17 protein-coding genes are annotated in these 17,312 nt (G+C 68.1%); 3 read left to right on the top strand and 14 right to left on the bottom strand.

The window, feature by feature from the left end:
• Position 1: 1 nt before the first annotated feature.
• From murA to C8P66_RS12020, 8 genes are all read right to left on the bottom strand, one after another.
• Positions 2–1,261: a UDP-N-acetylglucosamine 1-carboxyvinyltransferase gene (gene murA / locus C8P66_RS12045; RefSeq protein WP_111398508.1), complete on the bottom strand. Its 1,260-nt coding sequence runs from the start codon at positions 1,259–1,261 to the stop codon at positions 2–4.
• On the bottom strand, positions 1,261–1,815 hold the full coding sequence (gene dcd / locus C8P66_RS12040) for a dCTP deaminase (protein ID WP_111398507.1): 555 nt from the start codon (positions 1,813–1,815) through the stop codon (positions 1,261–1,263). Before dcd ends, murA begins: the two co-directional genes overlap by 1 nt.
• 72 nt (positions 1,816–1,887) lie before the next feature.
• Entirely contained in the window at positions 1,888–2,433 is a 546-nt protein-coding gene (locus C8P66_RS12035; protein ID WP_158537226.1) for a transposase, read from the bottom strand.
• Positions 2,434–2,575: 142 nt separating this feature from the next.
• Complete coding sequence (locus C8P66_RS23540; RefSeq protein WP_146422831.1) at positions 2,576–3,220, bottom strand: hypothetical protein; 645 nt, start codon at positions 3,218–3,220, stop codon at positions 2,576–2,578.
• 208 nt (positions 3,221–3,428) lie between these two features.
• On the bottom strand, positions 3,429–3,605 hold the full coding sequence (locus tag C8P66_RS23865) for a hypothetical protein (protein ID WP_158537225.1): 177 nt from the start codon (positions 3,603–3,605) through the stop codon (positions 3,429–3,431).
• Entirely contained in the window at positions 3,602–6,268 is a 2,667-nt protein-coding gene (gene ppdK, locus C8P66_RS12030) for a pyruvate, phosphate dikinase (RefSeq protein WP_111398505.1), read from the bottom strand. Before ppdK ends, C8P66_RS23865 begins: the two co-directional genes overlap by 4 nt.
• A gap of 6 nt (positions 6,269–6,274) precedes the next feature.
• Positions 6,275–8,503 (bottom strand): glycine--tRNA ligase subunit beta, encoded by a 2,229-nt coding sequence (glyS, locus tag C8P66_RS12025; protein ID WP_111398504.1) that lies wholly within the window; start codon positions 8,501–8,503, stop codon positions 6,275–6,277.
• Positions 8,496–9,377, bottom strand: a complete 882-nt coding sequence (locus C8P66_RS12020; protein ID WP_111398503.1) for a glycine--tRNA ligase subunit alpha — start codon at positions 9,375–9,377, stop codon at positions 8,496–8,498. The genes glyS and C8P66_RS12020 overlap by 8 nt, the downstream gene beginning before the upstream one ends.
• Positions 9,378–9,452: 75 nt before the next feature.
• Here C8P66_RS12020 and C8P66_RS12015 point away from each other — a divergent pair, with 75 nt between their 5' ends.
• Complete coding sequence (locus C8P66_RS12015; RefSeq protein WP_111398502.1) at positions 9,453–9,875, top strand: ketosteroid isomerase-related protein; 423 nt, start codon at positions 9,453–9,455, stop codon at positions 9,873–9,875.
• A 176-nt stretch (positions 9,876–10,051) separates the two neighbouring features.
• On the opposite strand, the gene C8P66_RS12010 is transcribed toward C8P66_RS12015, so the two are convergent.
• Both C8P66_RS12010 and C8P66_RS24000 read right to left on the bottom strand, forming a co-directional pair.
• Positions 10,052–10,954, bottom strand: a complete 903-nt coding sequence (locus C8P66_RS12010) for a tyrosine recombinase (RefSeq protein WP_111398501.1) — start codon at positions 10,952–10,954, stop codon at positions 10,052–10,054.
• A 5-nt stretch (positions 10,955–10,959) separates the two neighbouring features.
• Complete coding sequence (locus tag C8P66_RS24000) at positions 10,960–11,106, bottom strand: hypothetical protein (protein ID WP_170141574.1); 147 nt, start codon at positions 11,104–11,106, stop codon at positions 10,960–10,962.
• Positions 11,107–11,158: 52 nt separating this feature from the next.
• Between C8P66_RS24000 and aroB the strand changes: the two genes are divergently transcribed.
• A complete protein-coding gene (gene aroB / locus C8P66_RS12005) occupies positions 11,159–12,877 on the top strand; it encodes a 3-dehydroquinate synthase (protein WP_245903455.1) in 1,719 nt (572 codons plus the stop codon).
• Positions 12,878–12,884: 7 nt separating this feature from the next.
• Here the strand turns inward: aroB and C8P66_RS12000 are convergent, their stop codons facing one another.
• The 4 genes from C8P66_RS12000 to C8P66_RS11985 form a co-directional block, all read right to left on the bottom strand.
• Positions 12,885–14,354, bottom strand: coding sequence for a sensor histidine kinase (locus tag C8P66_RS12000; RefSeq protein ID WP_111398499.1), 1,470 nt, complete (start codon positions 14,352–14,354; stop codon positions 12,885–12,887).
• On the bottom strand, positions 14,351–14,740 hold the full coding sequence (locus C8P66_RS11995) for a response regulator (protein ID WP_158537224.1): 390 nt from the start codon (positions 14,738–14,740) through the stop codon (positions 14,351–14,353). Before C8P66_RS11995 ends, C8P66_RS12000 begins: the two co-directional genes overlap by 4 nt.
• A gap of 112 nt (positions 14,741–14,852) precedes the next feature.
• The gene (locus C8P66_RS11990) at positions 14,853–15,119 is read right to left on the bottom strand and encodes a hypothetical protein (RefSeq protein WP_111398497.1); all 267 of its coding nucleotides are present in this window, start codon (positions 15,117–15,119) and stop codon (positions 14,853–14,855) included.
• 8 nt (positions 15,120–15,127) lie between these two features.
• Positions 15,128–15,610: a peroxiredoxin gene (locus C8P66_RS11985; protein WP_111398496.1), complete on the bottom strand. Its 483-nt coding sequence runs from the start codon at positions 15,608–15,610 to the stop codon at positions 15,128–15,130.
• 101 nt (positions 15,611–15,711) lie between these two features.
• Here C8P66_RS11985 and C8P66_RS11980 point away from each other — a divergent pair, with 101 nt between their 5' ends.
• The gene (locus tag C8P66_RS11980) at positions 15,712–16,371 is read left to right on the top strand and encodes a YqgE/AlgH family protein (RefSeq protein ID WP_111398495.1); all 660 of its coding nucleotides are present in this window, start codon (positions 15,712–15,714) and stop codon (positions 16,369–16,371) included.
• Positions 16,372–17,312: the final 941 nt, after the last annotated feature.

Raw genomic sequence — 17,312 nt, 5'->3', positions numbered from 1 at the left:
GTCAGCCCGGCAAACGTTCGATATCGGCACCCACGGCGGCGAGTTTGCGCTCCACATGCTCGTAGCCGCGGTCCAGGTGATACACGCGGCTGACCACGGTATCCCCGCGCGCCGCCAGCCCCGCCAGGATCAGCGAGACCGAGGCGCGCAGATCCGTCGCCATCACCTGGGCGCCCGAAAGCTGCGGCACGCCGCGCACGATCGCCGAGGCGCCGTGGATCACGATCCTGGCGCCCATCCGGGTCAACTCCGGGACGTGCATGAAGCGGTTCTCGAAGATCGTCTCGGTGACCATCGAGGCGCCCTCGGCCACCGCCATCAGCGACATGAACTGCGCCTGCATGTCGGTGGCGAAGCCGGGGAAGGGCTCGGTCATCACATCGGCGCCGTGCAGGCCGTTCAGGCGGGAGACGCGCAGCCCCTCGGGGATTTCGGTGACCTCCACGCCCGCTTCCCGCATCACCCGGGCCACGGCGCCGAGGTGCTCCAGCCGGGCCCCGCCCAGCACCACCTCGCCGCCCGTGATGGCGGCGGCGCAGGCGTAGGTGCCGGCCTCGATGCGGTCGGGCACGATGGCATGGGTGGCGGCGCCCAGCGGCGCCTTGCCCTGGATGCGGATGCGGTCAGAGCCCGCGCCCTCGATCCGCGCGCCCATGGCGATGAGGCAGGCGGCCAGGTCGATGATTTCCGGCTCCCGCGCCGCGTTCACCAGCGTGGTTTCGCCGGTCGCCAGGGTCGCGGCCATCATCAGGTTCTCGGTGGCGCCGACGCTGACCTGGGGGAAGATGATCTTGGCGCCATGCAGCCCGTCCTTGGCCGTGGCGTTGATGTAGCCGCTGTCGAGGGAGATGGTCGCCCCCAGGCTCTCCAGCCCCGACAAGTGCAGGTCGACCGGCCGCGTGCCGATGGCGCAACCGCCGGGCAGCGAGACCTTCGCCTGGCCATAGCGCGCGACCAGCGGCCCCAGCACCAGCACGGAGGCGCGCATCTTCCGCACCAGATCATAAGGTGCCTCAAGATTGGTCGCGGCACCCGAGAGGGTGATGGTCCGCGCCACCTTGTCATGCTCCACCACCAGCCCGTGCTGGCGCAGCAGCGCCCCCATGGTGCCGATGTCGGCCAGGTCCGGCGCGTTGGTCAGCACCAGCGGGCCGTCCAGCAACAAGGCGGCGGCCATCAGCGGCAAAGCGGCGTTCTTGGCGCCGGAGATGGGGATGGTGCCGGAAAGCTGGCGCCCACCCCGGATGCGGATGCGATCCATCAGAGCCTCGGCAATGCCACGCCGCGCTGGCCTTGATACTTGCCCTTGCGGTCGGCGTAGGAGATTTCGGGGGCGGTTTCACCACGCAGGAACAGGAACTGGCAGATGCCTTCATTGGCATAGATGCGGGCGGGCAAAGGCGTGGTGTTGCTGATCTCGATCGTCACCTGGCCCTCCCATTCCGGTTCCAGCGGCGTGACATTCACGATCAGCCCGCAGCGGGCATAGGTGCTTTTGCCCAGGCAGATCACCAGCACATCGCGGGGGATGCGGAAGTATTCGATGGTGTGGCCGAGCACGAATGAATTTGGCGGGATAATGCAGGTCGGGCCGCGACGGGTGACGAAGCTCGTGTCGTCGAACCGCTTGGGGTCCACCAGGGCGTTGTCCACATTCGTGAAGATCTTGAACTCATCGGCGATGCGCGCGTCATAGCCGAAGGAGGACAGGCCCCAGGAAATGGTGCCGTCACGGTGCTGGCGATCGGCGAAAGGCTCGATCATGCCGTGTTCCGTCGCCATGCGGCGGATCCAGGTATCGGGCAGGATCGGCAAAGGGACTCTCCGGTGGATCGGGCGCGTCGGATACGACGATGCGGGGGGCGGGGCAACCGTGGTGGGCGCGCATCAGGCAGGCCATAGGCAGCGAGGGACGTAGCGACGCCCCCCGGCGGTGGCCAGAAGCCGCCCACACAAGGCGAAAATGCCGCGGGGGACCGAAGCGCGGTCCCGCAGGACACGATCCAGCCAGTAATCCGTGACGCGGCGGATGGTTTCGGACAAATCCAGGTCGGGCACCATCCAGGAGGGGCCGCGCAAGGCGGAAAAGAAGCCGAGACGCCGGGCTGTGGTGATCAGGCTCATCCCCGCCAGACGCACGGCGCGGTGGCAGGCGCGGCAGATCCAAGGCTCAAGCGACTTCAGCGCTGCGGGGACTTTCGGGTCCGCCAAGGCATGCAGCAGGCGCTGCCAGAGGTGGCGCTGCGTGAGGCGGCGGAAATGGCGGGAGACGGTGTCGGGGGTGCCGTGGGTTTTTGGCAGGTCCTTCCACGGCTTTCCGGTGGCGGCGATCCAGAACATGCCGTCGATGCGGGCGCGCAGGTTGGCGACGGGGCGGCCGGCGCCATGCCAGAGGATGTAGGGGGCGAGGGCGTTCCACTCGAGGTCGGTCATGGGGCCGGCAGGGCGGGGTGGGGTGCGGTGAGGGGGCATGGGGGGCTCGGTGAGGATCTAGGATAAATAGCCTATTTCATCGGAAATGTCAAGGAATTTCGATCCCTTTCGTGCTGCGGCGCATTGCTACTTGTGGGGGGTATTACAAAGGCAATCTAAGAAGATTACTGATCTCAGCGATTTGCGCATCGGATTTGCGGATATCCAATAAAAGTTGGTCGAAATCGGCCGCAGTATATTCCGTGAAATGCAATGGCTTTACAGAAATGGTGTGAATCTTTCTTTTTTCGTTCCACTCTGAATCTGCGAGTTCACCTCTAGATCGGGCAAGATTATTATCTTGCCGCTCACGTAAATCGTTATCAATTTCAAATAGTCGGTTCGCACGTTCTGTCTGGCCCCACAACAAAAGGGAATTTGGCCTTCTTTCTAGCGCCGACCAAGCGCCGTGTATTATGTAATTTCTTCTTTTTGCCAACTTATCTACATTTATAAATAATGCACCCGACTTCTGATTTAGCTCATCCGATTTTCTCGCAGCAATCACGGCCTTGAATGCTTCAGATTTAAGTCTTCTATCTACAAATGTATTGTAAATTGCTAATGCTGCGCCTTGAGCGCCTGCAAGAGCATTCACAAAGAGGATCGCCAAATTTTGTTCTAGCCAGCTCCATTGCGTGCATATTTTTGCAATGCCGATAGAAAGCGCGGGTCTTTGCTCTAAAGCATGTACTCCATGAATTAGAACGTCGTTATTATTATTTTGATATATAAAGGGTTGGGGCATTTTGGGACCTCTATTGGAATATAATCTTCGACCGAGAATGAGTCCATATTGCCATAGAATTGTTAAGATGGAGCATCTTTTACTGCTCCGCCGATGTCTTCCATCACCTCGGCCATTTGCCCCGCGACCCTATCGGGGGTGCCGACGAATTTGGCGCCCTGGATCGCCCGGCCGGTCATGACGATCTCGCGCGGCGTCCATCCCGTGCCTAACGCGGCTTGGTCTCGTCCTGTCGTTCCCGCGCCTGTGCCTTGCGGCGCTTGAGGTTCTCCCGCAGCGCCGCCGCCAGCTTCGCCTCCCGCTTGGCCTTTTGGCTGGGGCGGGGTCCGGGGGGCGCCTCGCCCCCCGGCGGGGGCTCGGGGGCAGCGCCCCCGTCCTTGTTCATGTGCTCTTGACGTTGTTCAGCGCCGCCTGTGCCGCCGCGAGGCGCGCCACCGGCACGCGGTAGGGCGAGCAGGAGACGTAATCCAGCCCCGCCGTCTCGCAGAACTGGATGCTGGCCGGGTCGCCGCCGTGCTCGCCGCAGATGCCGAGCTTGAGGCCCGGCTTCACGCTGCGCCCCTTCTCGGCGGCCATGGCGATCAGCGCACCGACGCCCTCGACGTCGATGGAGACGAACGGGTCTTTCGGCAGGATGTCCTTCTCGACGTAGTAGGGCAGGAACTTGCCCGCATCGTCGCGCGACAGGCCGAAGACGGTCTGGGTCAAATCGTTGGTGCCGAAGCTGAAGAAGTCCGCGGCGCCAGCGATCTTGTCGGCGGTCAGGCAGGCGCGGGGCAGCTCGATCATGGTGCCGACCAAGTATTCCACGCGGGTGCCGCGTTCGGCGAAGACTTCCTCGGCGACCTGGATGACCTGGGCGCGGGTGATGTCCAGCTCACGCTTGATGCCGACGAGGGGGATCATGATCTCGGGGACCACGGGGTTGCCGGTTTCCTCGCCGACCAGGATCGCGGCCTCGAAGATCGCGCGGGACTGCATGGCGTAGATCTCGGGGTAGGTGATCCCGAGGCGGCAGCCGCGATGGCCGAGCATGGGGTTGGCTTCCGCCAGCTCCGCCGCGCGGCGCTGCATGGTGGCGAGGTCCGCGCCGAGGGATTCGGCGACCTCGGCCATCTCCTCGTCCTTGTGCGGCAGGAATTCATGCAGCGGCGGGTCGAGCAGGCGGATGGTGACGGGCAGCCCGGCCATGATGCGGAACAGGGCGGCGAAATCCTCGCGCTGGAAGGGCAGCAGCTTGGAGAGGGCGTCGCGGCGGCCGCCCTCGGTCTCGCTCATGATCATCTGGCGCACGGCGCCGATGCGGGCGGGGTCGAAGAACATGTGCTCGGTGCGGCAGAGGCCGATGCCCTCGGCGCCGAAGCGGCGGGCGGTGTCGGCATCCAGGGGCGTTTCGGCGTTGGCGCGGATCTTCAGGCGGCGGACCTCGTCGGCCCAGCCCATCAGGGTCGAGAAGTCGCCCGAAAGCTGGGGTTCGATCATCGCGACATGGCCGACGAAGATCTCGCCGGTGGCACCATCGAGGGTGATGGTCTCACCGCCGCGGATGATCTGGCCGCCGGCGGCGAGCGCCTGGGCGTGGTAGTCCACCTGCACGCCGCCGGCGCCGGCGACGCAGGGGCGGCCCATGCCGCGGGCGACCACGGCGGCGTGGCTGGTCATGCCGCCGCGGGTGGTCAGGATGCCGCGGGCGGCGTGCATGCCGTGGATGTCCTCGGGGCTGGTCTCGATGCGGACGAGGATGACGGCCTCGCCCTTGGCGGCGCGGGCCTCGGCCTCATCGGCGTTGAACACCACGATGCCGGAGGCGGCACCGGGGCTCGCGGGCAGGCCCTTGGAGAGCAGCTTGCGCTTGGCCTTGGGGTCCAGCGTCGGGTGCAGGAGCTGGTCCAGGGCGCCGGGGTTCACGCGGCGGACGGCCTCGGTGCGGTCGATCAGCCCTTCCTCGGCCATGTCCACGGCGATCTTGAGGGAGGCTGCGGCGGTGCGCTTACCGGTGCGGGTCTGGAGCATGTACAGCTTGTTCTGCTGCACCGTGAACTCGATGTCCTGCATGTCCGCGTAGTGCTTTTCCAGCTTGGCGCGGACCTCGACCAACTCGGCATAGGCGTTCGGCATGGCCACTTCCATGCTGACCTCGCCGGGCTTGGCCTTGAGCTGGGCCATGGGCTGGGGGGTGCGGATGCCGGCGACGACATCCTCGCCCTGGGCGTTGATCAGATACTCGCCGTAGAAGATGTCCTCGCCGGTCGAGGGATCGCGGGTGAAGCAGACGCCGGTGGCGCAATCCTCGCCCATGTTGCCGAAGACCATCGCCTGGACGTTGACGGCGGTGCCCCAGTTGGCGGGGATGTCGTTCAGACGGCGATAGGTATTGGCGCGCGGGTTCATCCAGGAACCGAACACGGCGCCGATCGCGCCCCAGAGCTGTTCATGCGGGGATTGCGGGAAGGGCTTGCCCGTCTCCTGCGCCACCATCTCCTTGTAGCCATGGACGATGCGGTGCCAGTCCTGGGCGGTCAACTGGGTGTCCTCCGTGAAGCCCTCGTCCAGCTTCAGCCCTTCGATGATCTCCTCGAAACGGTGATGGTCCACGCCCAGCACCACCGAGCCATACATCTGGATGAAGCGGCGGTAGCTGTCCCAGGCGAAGCGGGCATCGCCCGAGGCCTCGGCCAGGCCCTCCACCGTGGAATCATTCAGCCCGAGGTTCAGGACCGTATCCATCATCCCCGGCATGGAGACGCGGGCGCCGGAGCGGACCGAGACCAGCAGCGGGTGGTGGTTGTCGCCGAATTTGACGCCGACGGCGGCCTCGATGTGCTTCAGCCCGGCCTCGACCTGGGCTTCCAGATCGGCCGGATATTTGCGGCCATTGTCGTAGAAGGCGGTGCAGACCTCGGTCGTGATGGTGAAGCCGGGGGGCACGGGCAGGCCGATGCTGGCCATCTCGGCCAGATTGGCCCCCTTGCCGCCGAGCAGGTTGCGCATCGTGGCACCGCCCTCGTTGCGGCCGGCGCCGAAGGCATAGACCCATTGGTTGCTCATAGTGGCTTACCCTTCGATCTTTGAGAGGTCTGCGACGCGATCCATCGCCGTGGTCAGCCGCGACAGCAGCGCCAGGCGGTTGCGTCGTAACGCGGCATCCGGGTCATTGACCACCACGGCGGTGAAGAAAGCATCGAGCGGCGTCCGCAAGGTCGCGAGAGCAGCCATGGCGGCGGGGAAATCCTCCGCCGTCAGCGCCGCATCCAGGACCGGCCGGGCCTCGTCGATGGCCGTGGAGAGCGCCCGCTCCTCGGTCTGGTAGAGCAGCACATCCTCGACCGGGCCGTCATGCGGGCCGTCCTTCTTGGTCTCGATCCGCAGGATGTTCTGCGCGCGCCGATAGGCCGCGAGCAGATCCGCGCCCTCGGCCGAGTCCAGCGTGTCGCCCAGCGCCTCGGCCCGGGCCAGCAGGCGCAGCAGGTCGTCGTCCCGCTCCATCACCGCCGAGAGGATGTCGTGCCGCGCGCCCTCGGCCCGCAACGTGACGCGCAGGCGCTCGGTCAGGAAGCGCAGCACCCCGGTGGCGAAGGCGGCGACCATCGTCGGCTGGGCGGAGTCGCGTGCGGGCTCCCAGCCGGTTGCCATCACCTCGGCCGCGACCGCCATGCCGAATTCGGGGTCGCTCGTCATGCCGACCGCCTGGGGGAAGCCGAAGAAGGCCTCGGCCAGCGCATCGGTCAGCGGCAGCCGCAGCGCGTTCTCGCGGATGATGCGGATGACGCCCAAGGCCGCGCGGCGCAGCGCATAGGGGTCGCCACTGCCGGTCGGGCGTTCATCGACGGCGAAGAAGCCCGCCAACTGGTCCAGCTTATCCGCCAATGCCGCGGCGATGCTGACCGGATGCACCGGCACCGCATCGCCGGGCCCGGCGGGGCGGTAATGCTCGGCGATGGCATCGGCCACCGCCGGCACCTCGCCGTCATGGATCGCGTAGTAGCGGCCCATCAGCCCCTGCAATTCGGGGAATTCCCCGACCATGCCGGTGCCGAGATCGGCCTTGGCCAGCTTCGCCGCCCGTGCGGCCAGCGCGGGATCGGCCCCGACATGTGGTGCCAGCCAGCGCGCCAGCCGCGCCAGCCGCGCCACGCGCTGCCCCTGGGTGCCGAGCCTGGCGTGGAACACCACGGTATCGAGCTTGGGCAACCGGCTTTCCAGCCGCTGTTTGCGGTCCTGGTCCCAGAAGAAGCGCGCATCGGACAGCCGCGCCCGCAGCACCCGCTCATTGCCCGCCGCGATCGCCGCCCCGCCATCCTTGGCCGCGATATTGGCGACCAAAGCGAAGCGCGCCGCGGGCCGGCCATCGGCCTCCCGCAGCGAGACGTATTTCTGGTTGGCCCGCATGGTCGTCCGCATCACCTCGGGTGGCAGGTCCATGAAGGCGTCGTCGATCCGCGCCAGCAGCGGCACCGGCCATTCCACCAGCCCCGCGATCTCCGCCAGCAGCGGTTCATCCGGCACCATCACCAGCCCCTCGGCCGCGGCCAAGGTGGTGATGCCGTCGCGCACCAGCGCCAGCCGCTCGGCGGCATCGGCGACCACGTTCCGCATCCGCAGCCCGCGCTGCCAATCCACCGCATTGGTCGCGGGGAAGGCGCCGGGGAACATGATGCGATGGCCCTCGGTCAGTTCGCCCGAGGCCAGGCCATGCCCGTCATCCTCGCCGTGGCGCAGGTCGAAGGGCACCACGCGGCCGTCGAAGACGCAGAGGATGCGCTTCAGCGGCCGCACCCAGGTGAAGGCGGAACTCCCGCCCCAGCGCATCGACTTCGGCCAGGGGAAGCGGCGCAGCAGCCCGGGCAGGGCGCCGGCCAGAAGCTCGGCGGTCGGCCGCCCCGGCCGGTCCAGCCGGGCGAGCAGGAACACGCCCTTGCCGGTATCGGCGAAGCCCGCGGCAACCCCCGCCTCGGCGAAATCCTCGCCCGCCGCCAGGGCTGCGGCGGCGCGCGCGACCTGCTCCGGCGGCAGTCCTGCCTTGGAGCGCAAAAAAGCCTCGATCGCGGCGGGTGGGGCGCCCTGGCGGGGGCCGCGTTCCTCCCGCGTCTCCGCGGCGGTGCCGGCGGGCAGTTCGGCCGTAAGCGCGATGCGGCGGGGGCCGTGGAACAGCTGCACCTCGGCCAGCTTCAGCCCGGCGGGGGCCAGCGCCTCGGTCAGCAGGCGCTTCAGGTCATCGGCCGCGCGCGGCTGCATGCGGGCGGGAATCTCTTCGGAGAAGAGTTCGAGAAGAAACTCAGGCATGGGTCGCCGGGGCGTTTTCCTGCGGCGCGATCCAGGCCTCGCAACAGCGCCGCGACAGCGCCCGCACCCGGCCGATATAGGCCGCGCGCTCGGTCACGCTGATCGCCCCCCGCGCATCCAGCAGGTTGAAGCGATGCGAGGCCTTGATGCACTGGTCATAGGCCGGCAGAGCCAGCTTGCGGTCGAGCAGGGCCGCGCATTCCGCCTCCGCATCCTCGAAATGGCGGAACAGCATGGCGATGTCGGCAGCCTCGAAATTATGGGCGCTGAACTCCTGTTCGGCGCGCAGGAAGACATCGCCGTAGGTGACGCCGGCGCCGTTGTAATCCAGGTCGTACACATTCTCGACGCCCTGGATGTACATCGCCAGGCGTTCCAGCCCGTAGGTCAGCTCGGCGCAGGGCTTTTCCACCGCGATGCCGCCGACCTGCTGGAAATAGGTGAACTGCGTCACCTCCATCCCGTCGCACCAGACCTCCCAGCCGAGGCCCCAGGCCCCGAGGGTCGGGCTTTCCCAGTCATCCTCGACGAAGCGGAAATCATGCAGCATCGGGTCCAGCCCGAGCGCGCGATAGGAGTCCAGCAGCAGCCCTTGGGGATCGGCCGGGCTGGGCTTCAGGATGACCTGATACTGGTAATAGTGCTGCAAGCGGTTGGGGTTCTCGCCGTAGCGCCCATCCGAGGGCCGCCGCGAGGGCTGCACATAGGCCGCGCGCCAGGGCTGCGGACCGAGCGCGCGCAGCGTTGTCGCCGGATGGAAGGTCCCGGCCCCCATCTCCATGTCGTAGGGCTGGAGGATCACGCAGCCCTGCGCCGCCCAGAAGGCGGAAAGGCGGAAAATGATCTCCTGGAAGGAGGGAGGGCGGTCGGTCATGCTTTTTGGCTGGGCTCTCGCAAGGGGCCGCACCATAAGCGCGGGCCCGAAGCCCCGGCAAGGAAGCGCCCCCCGATGCACGCCACTGAAACCCTGGTCCGCCGCTACTACGACGCCTTCAACCGCGCCGATTGGCCGGGGATGCTGGCGCTGCTGACCGAGGATGTGGTGCATGACATCAACCAGGGCGGCCGCGAGACCGGCCGTGCCGCCTTCGCGTCCTTCCTCGGCTGGATGGGGCGCGCCTATCGCGAGCAGTTGACCGGCATGGTGGTGATGGTGGATGCGACCGGCACCCGGGCCGCGGCGGAATTCACCGTGACCGGCACCTATCTCATTGCCGATGCCGGCATGCCGCCTGCCCATGGCCAGGGCTATGTGCTGCCCGCCGGGGCCTTCCTCGAGATCCGCGACGGTCGGATCGCCCGGGTCACCACCTGCTATGACGTCAACGACTGGAAGCGGCAGGTGGAGCGGGGCGTCCCCGGCGCGCCGTAAAGATAAGTGACGCCTTCGCCCGATTTTTTCGCGGCGCAGCGAAACCTTTCGTCAAGACTTGGCGTTGACACTCCAGACATACCCTGGGGCTGCGCCTCTCTCCCCCCAGACTCCGTGGCCGGTTGCAGCCTCCAGGACTCTCCCTTGCCGGCCATGGCACCTTGCCCCCGCTTCCCTCACGGGAGGCGGGGGTCTTCTTTTGTGCGGCCGGCCAGCGGGTGGTGCGCCTCGACCAGCGCCCGCAGCCGCTCCTCCAGCACCTTCGTGTAGATCTGCGTCGTGGCGATATCGGCATGGCCCAGCAGCATCTGCAGGCTGCGCAGATCGGCGCCATGGGCCAGCAAATGGCTGGCGAAGGAATGGCGCAGCACATGCGGGCTGACCCGCCCGGGGTCGATCCCGGCGGCCAGCGCCGCATCCTTCAGCAGCACGCCCAGCCCCTGGCGGGTCAGATGCCCTGAGGCCCCGCGCGAGGGGAACAGCCAGCGCCGATTCGGCTCGGGCGCCCCCAGCGCCGCCGCCACCGCCTGGCGCGCGCGGTCCGAGATCGGCACCAGCCGGTCCCGCCCGCCCTTGCCCCGCACCGTGACCAGCACGGAGCCCGCCCGCAACGCGGCGGCGGGCAGGGTCACCGCCTCGCTCGCGCGCAGGCCGGAGGAATAGAGCAGCTCCAGCATCGCCACCGCCCGCGCGCCGCGCGGTTCGGGCAGGCGGGCCGCGCCCTCGATCAATTGCGTGACCTCGGCCTCGGCCAAGGGCTTGGGCAGGCTGGCCGGGATCTTGGGAGTTGCCAGCAGCAGGGTCGGGTCATCCTCCCGCACCCCTTGCCGCGCCAGGAAGCCGAAGAATTGCCGCAGGGCGGAGAGGCGGCGCTGTGCCGTGCGCGGGGCCAGCCCCTGGTCCGACAGCCCGCGTAGATAGGCCGACAGCGCCTCCGGCCGCGCCTGATGCACGGGGCCTCCGGCATTGGGCGCGAAATCGGCGAGGTCGGCGGCATAGGCGGCGATGGTGTTGCGCGCGGCGCCGCGTTCGGCGGCCAGCATTTCCAGAAACGCCTCGACGTGGCGGCCGCCGGGCATGGGCGTCAGCGGGTGCCGAATCGCTCGTTGGGGATCGCGCGCTCGACCGGCTGCGGCACCACGCTCGGCGGAAAGGCGCCAACGGCCAGGAGCCCGGCCAGGATCACGAGGATCATCACCAGCAGGATCGAAAGCACGGGGCGGCGAAACATGAGGGGAGAGGCATCCTGTGCGGGGGGTTGCTGTGTGCTAGCCTTCGCCACCGTGTCACGCAACCTCGACCTCACGGCCCCGGATCGCCCCGAACGCGCCCCCGAGACGGCCCGCCCCCACCGCCCGGGCGAGCCCGTGGCGCAGGAGCGGAGTATTGTCCTGATCGGCCTGCCGGGCGCGGGAAAGTCGGCGATCGGGCGGCGCCTGGCGGCCCGCATGGGCCTGCCGTTCCGCGACGCGGATGTGGAGATCGAGGCCGCCGCGGGGCTTCCGATCACCGAAATCTTCGCGCGCTACGGCGAGCCGCATTTCCGCGACGGCGAGCGCCGGGTGATCGCCCGGCTGCTGGCCGGCCCGCCGCTGGTGCTGGCGACCGGGGGCGGGGCCTTCATGGACCCGGCCACCCGCCGCGCGGTGACGGCCTCGGGCGCCATGAGCGTCTGGCTGCGCGCGCGGGCGCCGACCCTGCTGCGCCGCGTCGCCGGGCGGGACCACCGCCCGATGTTCCATGGCCGCGATCCCGCGGCCGTCCTGGACGGGCTGATCACGGCCCGCCACCCCATCTATACCGAGGCCGAGCTGATCGTGGACTGCACCGACGAACCGCCCGAAACCACCACCCGCCGCGTCATGGCCGCGATCGGCAACCATGCCGAGGCGGAGCGGCTGACGGTGCCGCTCTCCCAGCCCTACGACATACTGGTCGGCGGCAATCTGCTGGCCCGGGCCGGGGCGCTGCTGGCGCCGCTGCTGCCGAGCAGGCGGGTCGTCGTCATCGCCGATGCCAATGTCGCGAGCCGCCACGGGCTCTCGCTGCGCGCGGGGCTGGAGGAGGGCGGGCTCACGATCCTCGCCGAAATCGTGGTGCCGCCCGGGGAGGCCACCAAATCCTTCCCCTCCTACGCCGAGGTGACCGAGCGGGTGCTGGCCGCGGGGGCGGACCGGCGGACCACGGTGATCGCCCTCGGCGGCGGGGTGGTCGGGGATCTGGCGGGCTTCGTCGCCGCGACCACGCTGCGGGGCCTGGCCTTCGTGCAGGTGCCGACGACGCTGCTGGCCCAGGTGGACAGCAGCGTCGGCGGCAAGACCGGCATCAACCTCAAATCCGGCAAGAACCTGGTCGGCGCCTTCCACCAGCCGAAGCTGGTGCTGGCCGATACCGCGACGCTCGCGACCCTGCCTGCGCGCGAACTGCGCGCGGGCTGGGCCGAGGTTGCCAAGCACGGGCTGCTGGACGGCCCGCTCTGGGACTGGTGCGAGGCGAATGGCCCCGCCGCCATCGCCGGCGACCCTGCGGCGCTGCGCCATGCGGTGCTCGCCTCCTGCAAGCTCAAGGGCGCCGTGGTCGCGGCGGATGAGCGGGAGGAGGCGCCCGATGGCGGCCGCGCGCTGCTCAACCTCGGCCATACCTTCGGCCATGCGATCGAGGCCGAATGCGGCTACGACGGCAGCCTGCTGCATGGCGAGGCGGTGGCGATCGGGCTGGTGCTGGCGGCCGCGCTCTCCACCCGGCTCGGCCATGCCGAGGCGGGGCTGCCGGCGCGGGTCGCGCGGCATGTGGCCTCGGTCGGGCTGCGGGCGCGGATCGTGGACATGCCCCGGCCGTTCTCGACCGAGCGGCTGATGGCGCGGATGCGCAGCGACAAGAAGGCGCGCGAGGGCAAGATGCGCTTCATCCTGCTGCGTGGGCCGGGGCAGGCCTTCACCAGCAGCGATGTCCCGGAAGACGCGGTGGAAAGCCTGCTGCGGGACGCCGGCTGCGGCGCCTGAACCGGCTTCAGCTGTCCAGGATCGCCAGCGGCACCGAGAGCGTGGCGACCAGCCCCTCGGGCTGCCAGTCATGGGTGATCTTGCCGTTGAGGTGGCCCTCGGCCGAGCGCGCCGCCAGCATGGTGCCGAAGCCTGACCGGCTCGGCGGCCCATCGATCGCGGGGCCGCCGGTTTCGCGCCAGACCAGCAGCAGCCGGTCGCCCTCTGCCCGGGCCGTCACCGCGACCCGGCCGCCCGGCCGCGACAGGCCGCCGTATTTCAACGCATTGGTCGCCTGCTCATGCAGGATCAGCGCCAGCGCCGTCGCGGCGCGGGGGCCGACGGGCAGGTCCGGCACATCGATCACGATATCGGCCCCCGCGGTGCCCGGGTAGGGCGCGAGAAGCACTTCCAACAGCCCCGGCAGCCCGCCCTGCGCGGCGGCATCGGCCTCGACCGGGGTGACGAATTCATGGGCGCGGGCCAGGGCGCTGATCCGCACGCGCAGCGCATCGGCATAATCGGTGGCTTCGGCGAAGCTGCGGGAGGTGATGGACACGAGGCCGCCGATCAGCGTGAAGATATTCCGCATCCGGTGGTTCAGCTCGCGCGCCAGCAATTCGCGCGCGGCCTCGGCCTGCTTGAGGTCATCGACATCGGTACTGGTGCCGAACCAGCGCTCGATCCGCCCCTCGGCATCCCGCACCGGGGTCGCGCGGGCGATGAACCAGCGCCAGGCGCCATCGTGGCGGCGCACGCGGTATTCGGCGAAATAGGGCTCCCCCGTCGCCACCGCCGCGTTCCAGGCCAGATGTGTCGCCGGGAGGTCCTCCGGGTGGATCGAGACCGCCCAGCCATCGCCATCGGCCGCGCCGGGCGCGCCGCCGGTGAATTCATGCCAGCGGCGGTTGAAGTAATCGACGTGCCCATCCGGCCGCGCCGACCAGATCATCTGCGGCACGGTTTCGGCGATGGCGCGGAAGCTGCGCGCCCCGACACCGACGGCGGCGAGCGCGCGGCGCAGCTCCAGCTGCGCCATGACCTGGCGGGCGAGGGCGGTCAGCCCGGAGGTCTGCGCCTCGGTCAGCCCCTCGGGGCGGGGGGTTGGGTCCAGCACGCAGAGGGTGCCGATCCGGAAGCCCTCGGCGGTTTGCAGCACCGCGCCGGCGTAGAAGCGCAAGGGCGGGGTGCCGAGCAGGGGGGAGTCCGCGAAGCGGGGGTCGGCCAGCGTGTCCGGCACCACCGTCAGACCGGGCGCCAACATGGCGGCCACGCCGCAGATCGAGCCATCCAGCGGCGTCTCGCGCACGCCCAGGCCTGCCTCCGCCTTGAACCACTGCCGATCCGCCGCCAGCAGGTTCACGGCCGCGACCGCGGTGCCGCAGATCGTCCTGGCAAGGTGCACGGCGTCGTCGAAGGCCCCTTCGCGGGGGGTGTCCAGGATATTGAAGGCGTCCAGCGCGGCGAGACGCCCTGGATCGGCGAGGTATTGCCTCACGAGGTGACTGGCGCCCGGAGAATTTCACCCAGCGCCCGGGTTACCGCATCCGGTGCATAGGGCTTCGACACAAAGGGGATATGGCGCAGCCGCGCCGGCAGACTCCCGGGCTCGCTGCCCGAGACGAAGGCGAACGGCACCCCGCGCAAGCGGAGATCCTCGGCCAGGGCCAAAGTGGTGCCGTCGCGCACGTCGATGTCGAGCAAGGCCGCCCGGATCGGCCCGGATACCCGGGCGCGTGCCTGTGCCACGCTGGAGACGGCAACGACAGGACCATGGAACCGCCGTGCGACAATGTACTCAAGGTCGAGCGAAACCACGACGTCGTCTTCGACAATCAGGAACGGGTCATCCGACACACGAGATTTTCCTTGCGACATGGACATCAGGAAAGGTCAACACGGTAGACGCGTCAAAGTTGCCTGAAGGCCCCTGCAAGTACTCTTATGGCGAGAGCTGTCGCAATAATACAACAGCGCCCCTTACGCCCTGATTGGTTCAGCTCCGGGTCAGATGCCGTGCATTCGCCGCGACCTGACGGCGGGAGGGCGCTATCGCGGCTGCCGCCACCTGGTCCGGCCGGGCGCCGGAGGCCATCGCCGCCGCCGCGTCGAACCAGCCCGCGGTGAAGGCGGTGTGCTTCTCCGCCGCCATATCCGCCAGACGGCTGCTCGCGGTCATCGGGTCGAAGGCGAGCGACGCGGAGCGCAGGGCGAAGACCATCGAGGCCTGCCACGCGAATAGGCTCAGCGACAGGGGATCCATATGGCGACTCAAAGTGCGGCCAGCATGGCTTCGGCTGTGCTGACCTCGAAGCCGCCGGGGGCTTCGACGCCGATGTGGGTGACCTTCCCATCCTTGGCGATCAGGCCGAAGCGCTGGCAGCGGACGCCAAGCCCGCGGGCCGTCAGGTCCAACTCCAGGCCGAGCGCCTTGGTGAACAGCGCCGAGCCATCGGCGATCATCGTCACCTCGTCGGTGATGCCCTGATCCTTGGCCCAGGCCGACATCACGAAGGAGTCATTCACCGCCATGCAGGCGATCGCGTTCACGCCCTTGGCCTTCAGCGCCGCCGCATGGGTGACGAAGCCGGGCAGATGCTTGGCCGAGCAGGTCGGGGTGAAGGCACCGGGGACGCCGAAGAGCACCACCGTGCGGCCGGCAAAAAACGCTGCCGTATCAAGCGCCTGCGGCCCTTCGGGCGTCGCCTGCTGGATGCTCATGACGGGTATGGCATCGCCGGGCTGAATCGCCATGGGGCAGAACTCCGTGTGAAAATCAGGACGAATTGTATGATGAGTCCGCAGAACTGTCACCCCGCTTGCGGCGGCGGCGGCGGGTGTCCACACTTAGGCCCATGGGACGACGAGCACGCACAGGTGAGATTCCGGAAGACTTCCGGGCCGCGGCCCGGAAGACGGCGTCCGGCGACGGCAGTGGAACACGGGCGGGGCAGGCCGGTGGCGGCTACCTCGGGGGTCAGCTGCTGATCGCCATGCCGGGGATGCAGGACCCGCGCTTCGCGCAGGCGATCATCTGCCTCTGCGCGCATTCGCCCGATGGGGCGATGGGCATCGTGATGAACAAGCCGCTGGAGACTCCCTCCTTCGAGGATCTGCTCAAGCAGCTCGATGTGGCGCCGACGCCGCCCGCGCGGCGCATCCGCCTGCTGGCCGGCGGCCCGGTGGAGGGGGCGCGCGGCTTCGTGCTGCACACCGCCGACTGGTCCAGCGAAGGCAGCCTGCATGTCGGCGGCGATTACGCGCTGACCGCCAGCGTCGATATCCTGAAAGCCATCGCCGAGGGCGGTGGCCCGCGCGAGGGTGTTCTGGCGCTCGGCTACGCCGGCTGGGGGCCGGGGCAGCTTGAGAATGAGATCCAGCAGAATGCCTGGCTGAGCGTGTCGCCCGATGAGGCGCTGCTGTTCGACCCGGACCATGAGGCGAAGTGGCGCCGCGCCCTGCGCAAGCTGCGGGTGGACCCGCTGCTGCTCTCGGGGGCGGCGGGGCGGGCCTGAGGCTCTTCAGCCCTGGAAGAATCGCCCGACCGGGGATAAGCGCGAAAACGACAACTTGGCCCAGGGCGAGTGGCGCTTGCTACCTGCAACTGGGGCTCAGGCTTTGAATTAAATCCCCCCCCCAAAGCGAAATCCGCTCATGATTTCGCTCGGAGGGGGTGCGGCCCGTTGATGTGTACTTTCTGTTAATGCCACCGTGGGCGGGATGGCAGGCACTCAGCCGCTCGCCGGGAAGCTGAGCCCATTCCGCTGCTACCCACGCCTTCCTACCAAGGATTACCAAGTAGCGCGGGGATCCCACGGCATCTCTCACCCTTGCCAGATTGGCTGGATTCCGGATCTCGGCATCAGTTGCCTCTGTACGTTCGGTGAGCCGCCGAAAATGTACGTCTGAACTCGCATTGACTATACGATAGAACTCCAGATCAGTTTCGGGGAATACCTGTGGAAGCGCAATGCGTAACTCACGCAGCGCAACAGCTATGTTCTTGCCCGTCTGTCCTGCTGCCGGACGATTGGCGCTACGCTCCCTGTTGCCTGCGGCAGAAAGGAGAATGACCGTCCCGCATCTATCTGCGCCAGGCGCAAAGGAATACGAGGGAATCACTGTCCCGGTTCCTTTTTCACTGTATCCCTGGGAACAGCGGGGCCGCAAGGAGTCATGGCTACTCTGGCCATATACCTCAATGTAAGAATGAACGGTGAAGCCAGCCCAAGATGGCCAGCACAGTCGGGCAAGTTCCAGAGTGGGAAGCGATTGAACGACGACGTGTCGGTCAGAACGCCTAGCGATCGGCCGGCCGCGGTCGCTCTTTGAGGAAGGCTCATGGTGGACTCCGTGGTTGCCGGGAGGGCGGAGCCAGCGAGCGCCAGTTCCGCGGATCCCTATCAACCTGTTCACAGCAGCTTCCGCGGCCAAAAAGGGCGCCTCAGCGCGCGCT

The organism is Humitalea rosea (assembly GCF_003253705.1).
GTDB classification, from domain to species: Bacteria; Pseudomonadota; Alphaproteobacteria; order Acetobacterales; family Acetobacteraceae; genus Humitalea; species Humitalea rosea.
The sequence above is the reverse complement of the archived record's forward strand: the minus strand, read 5'-3'. Positions and strand labels throughout refer to the sequence as shown.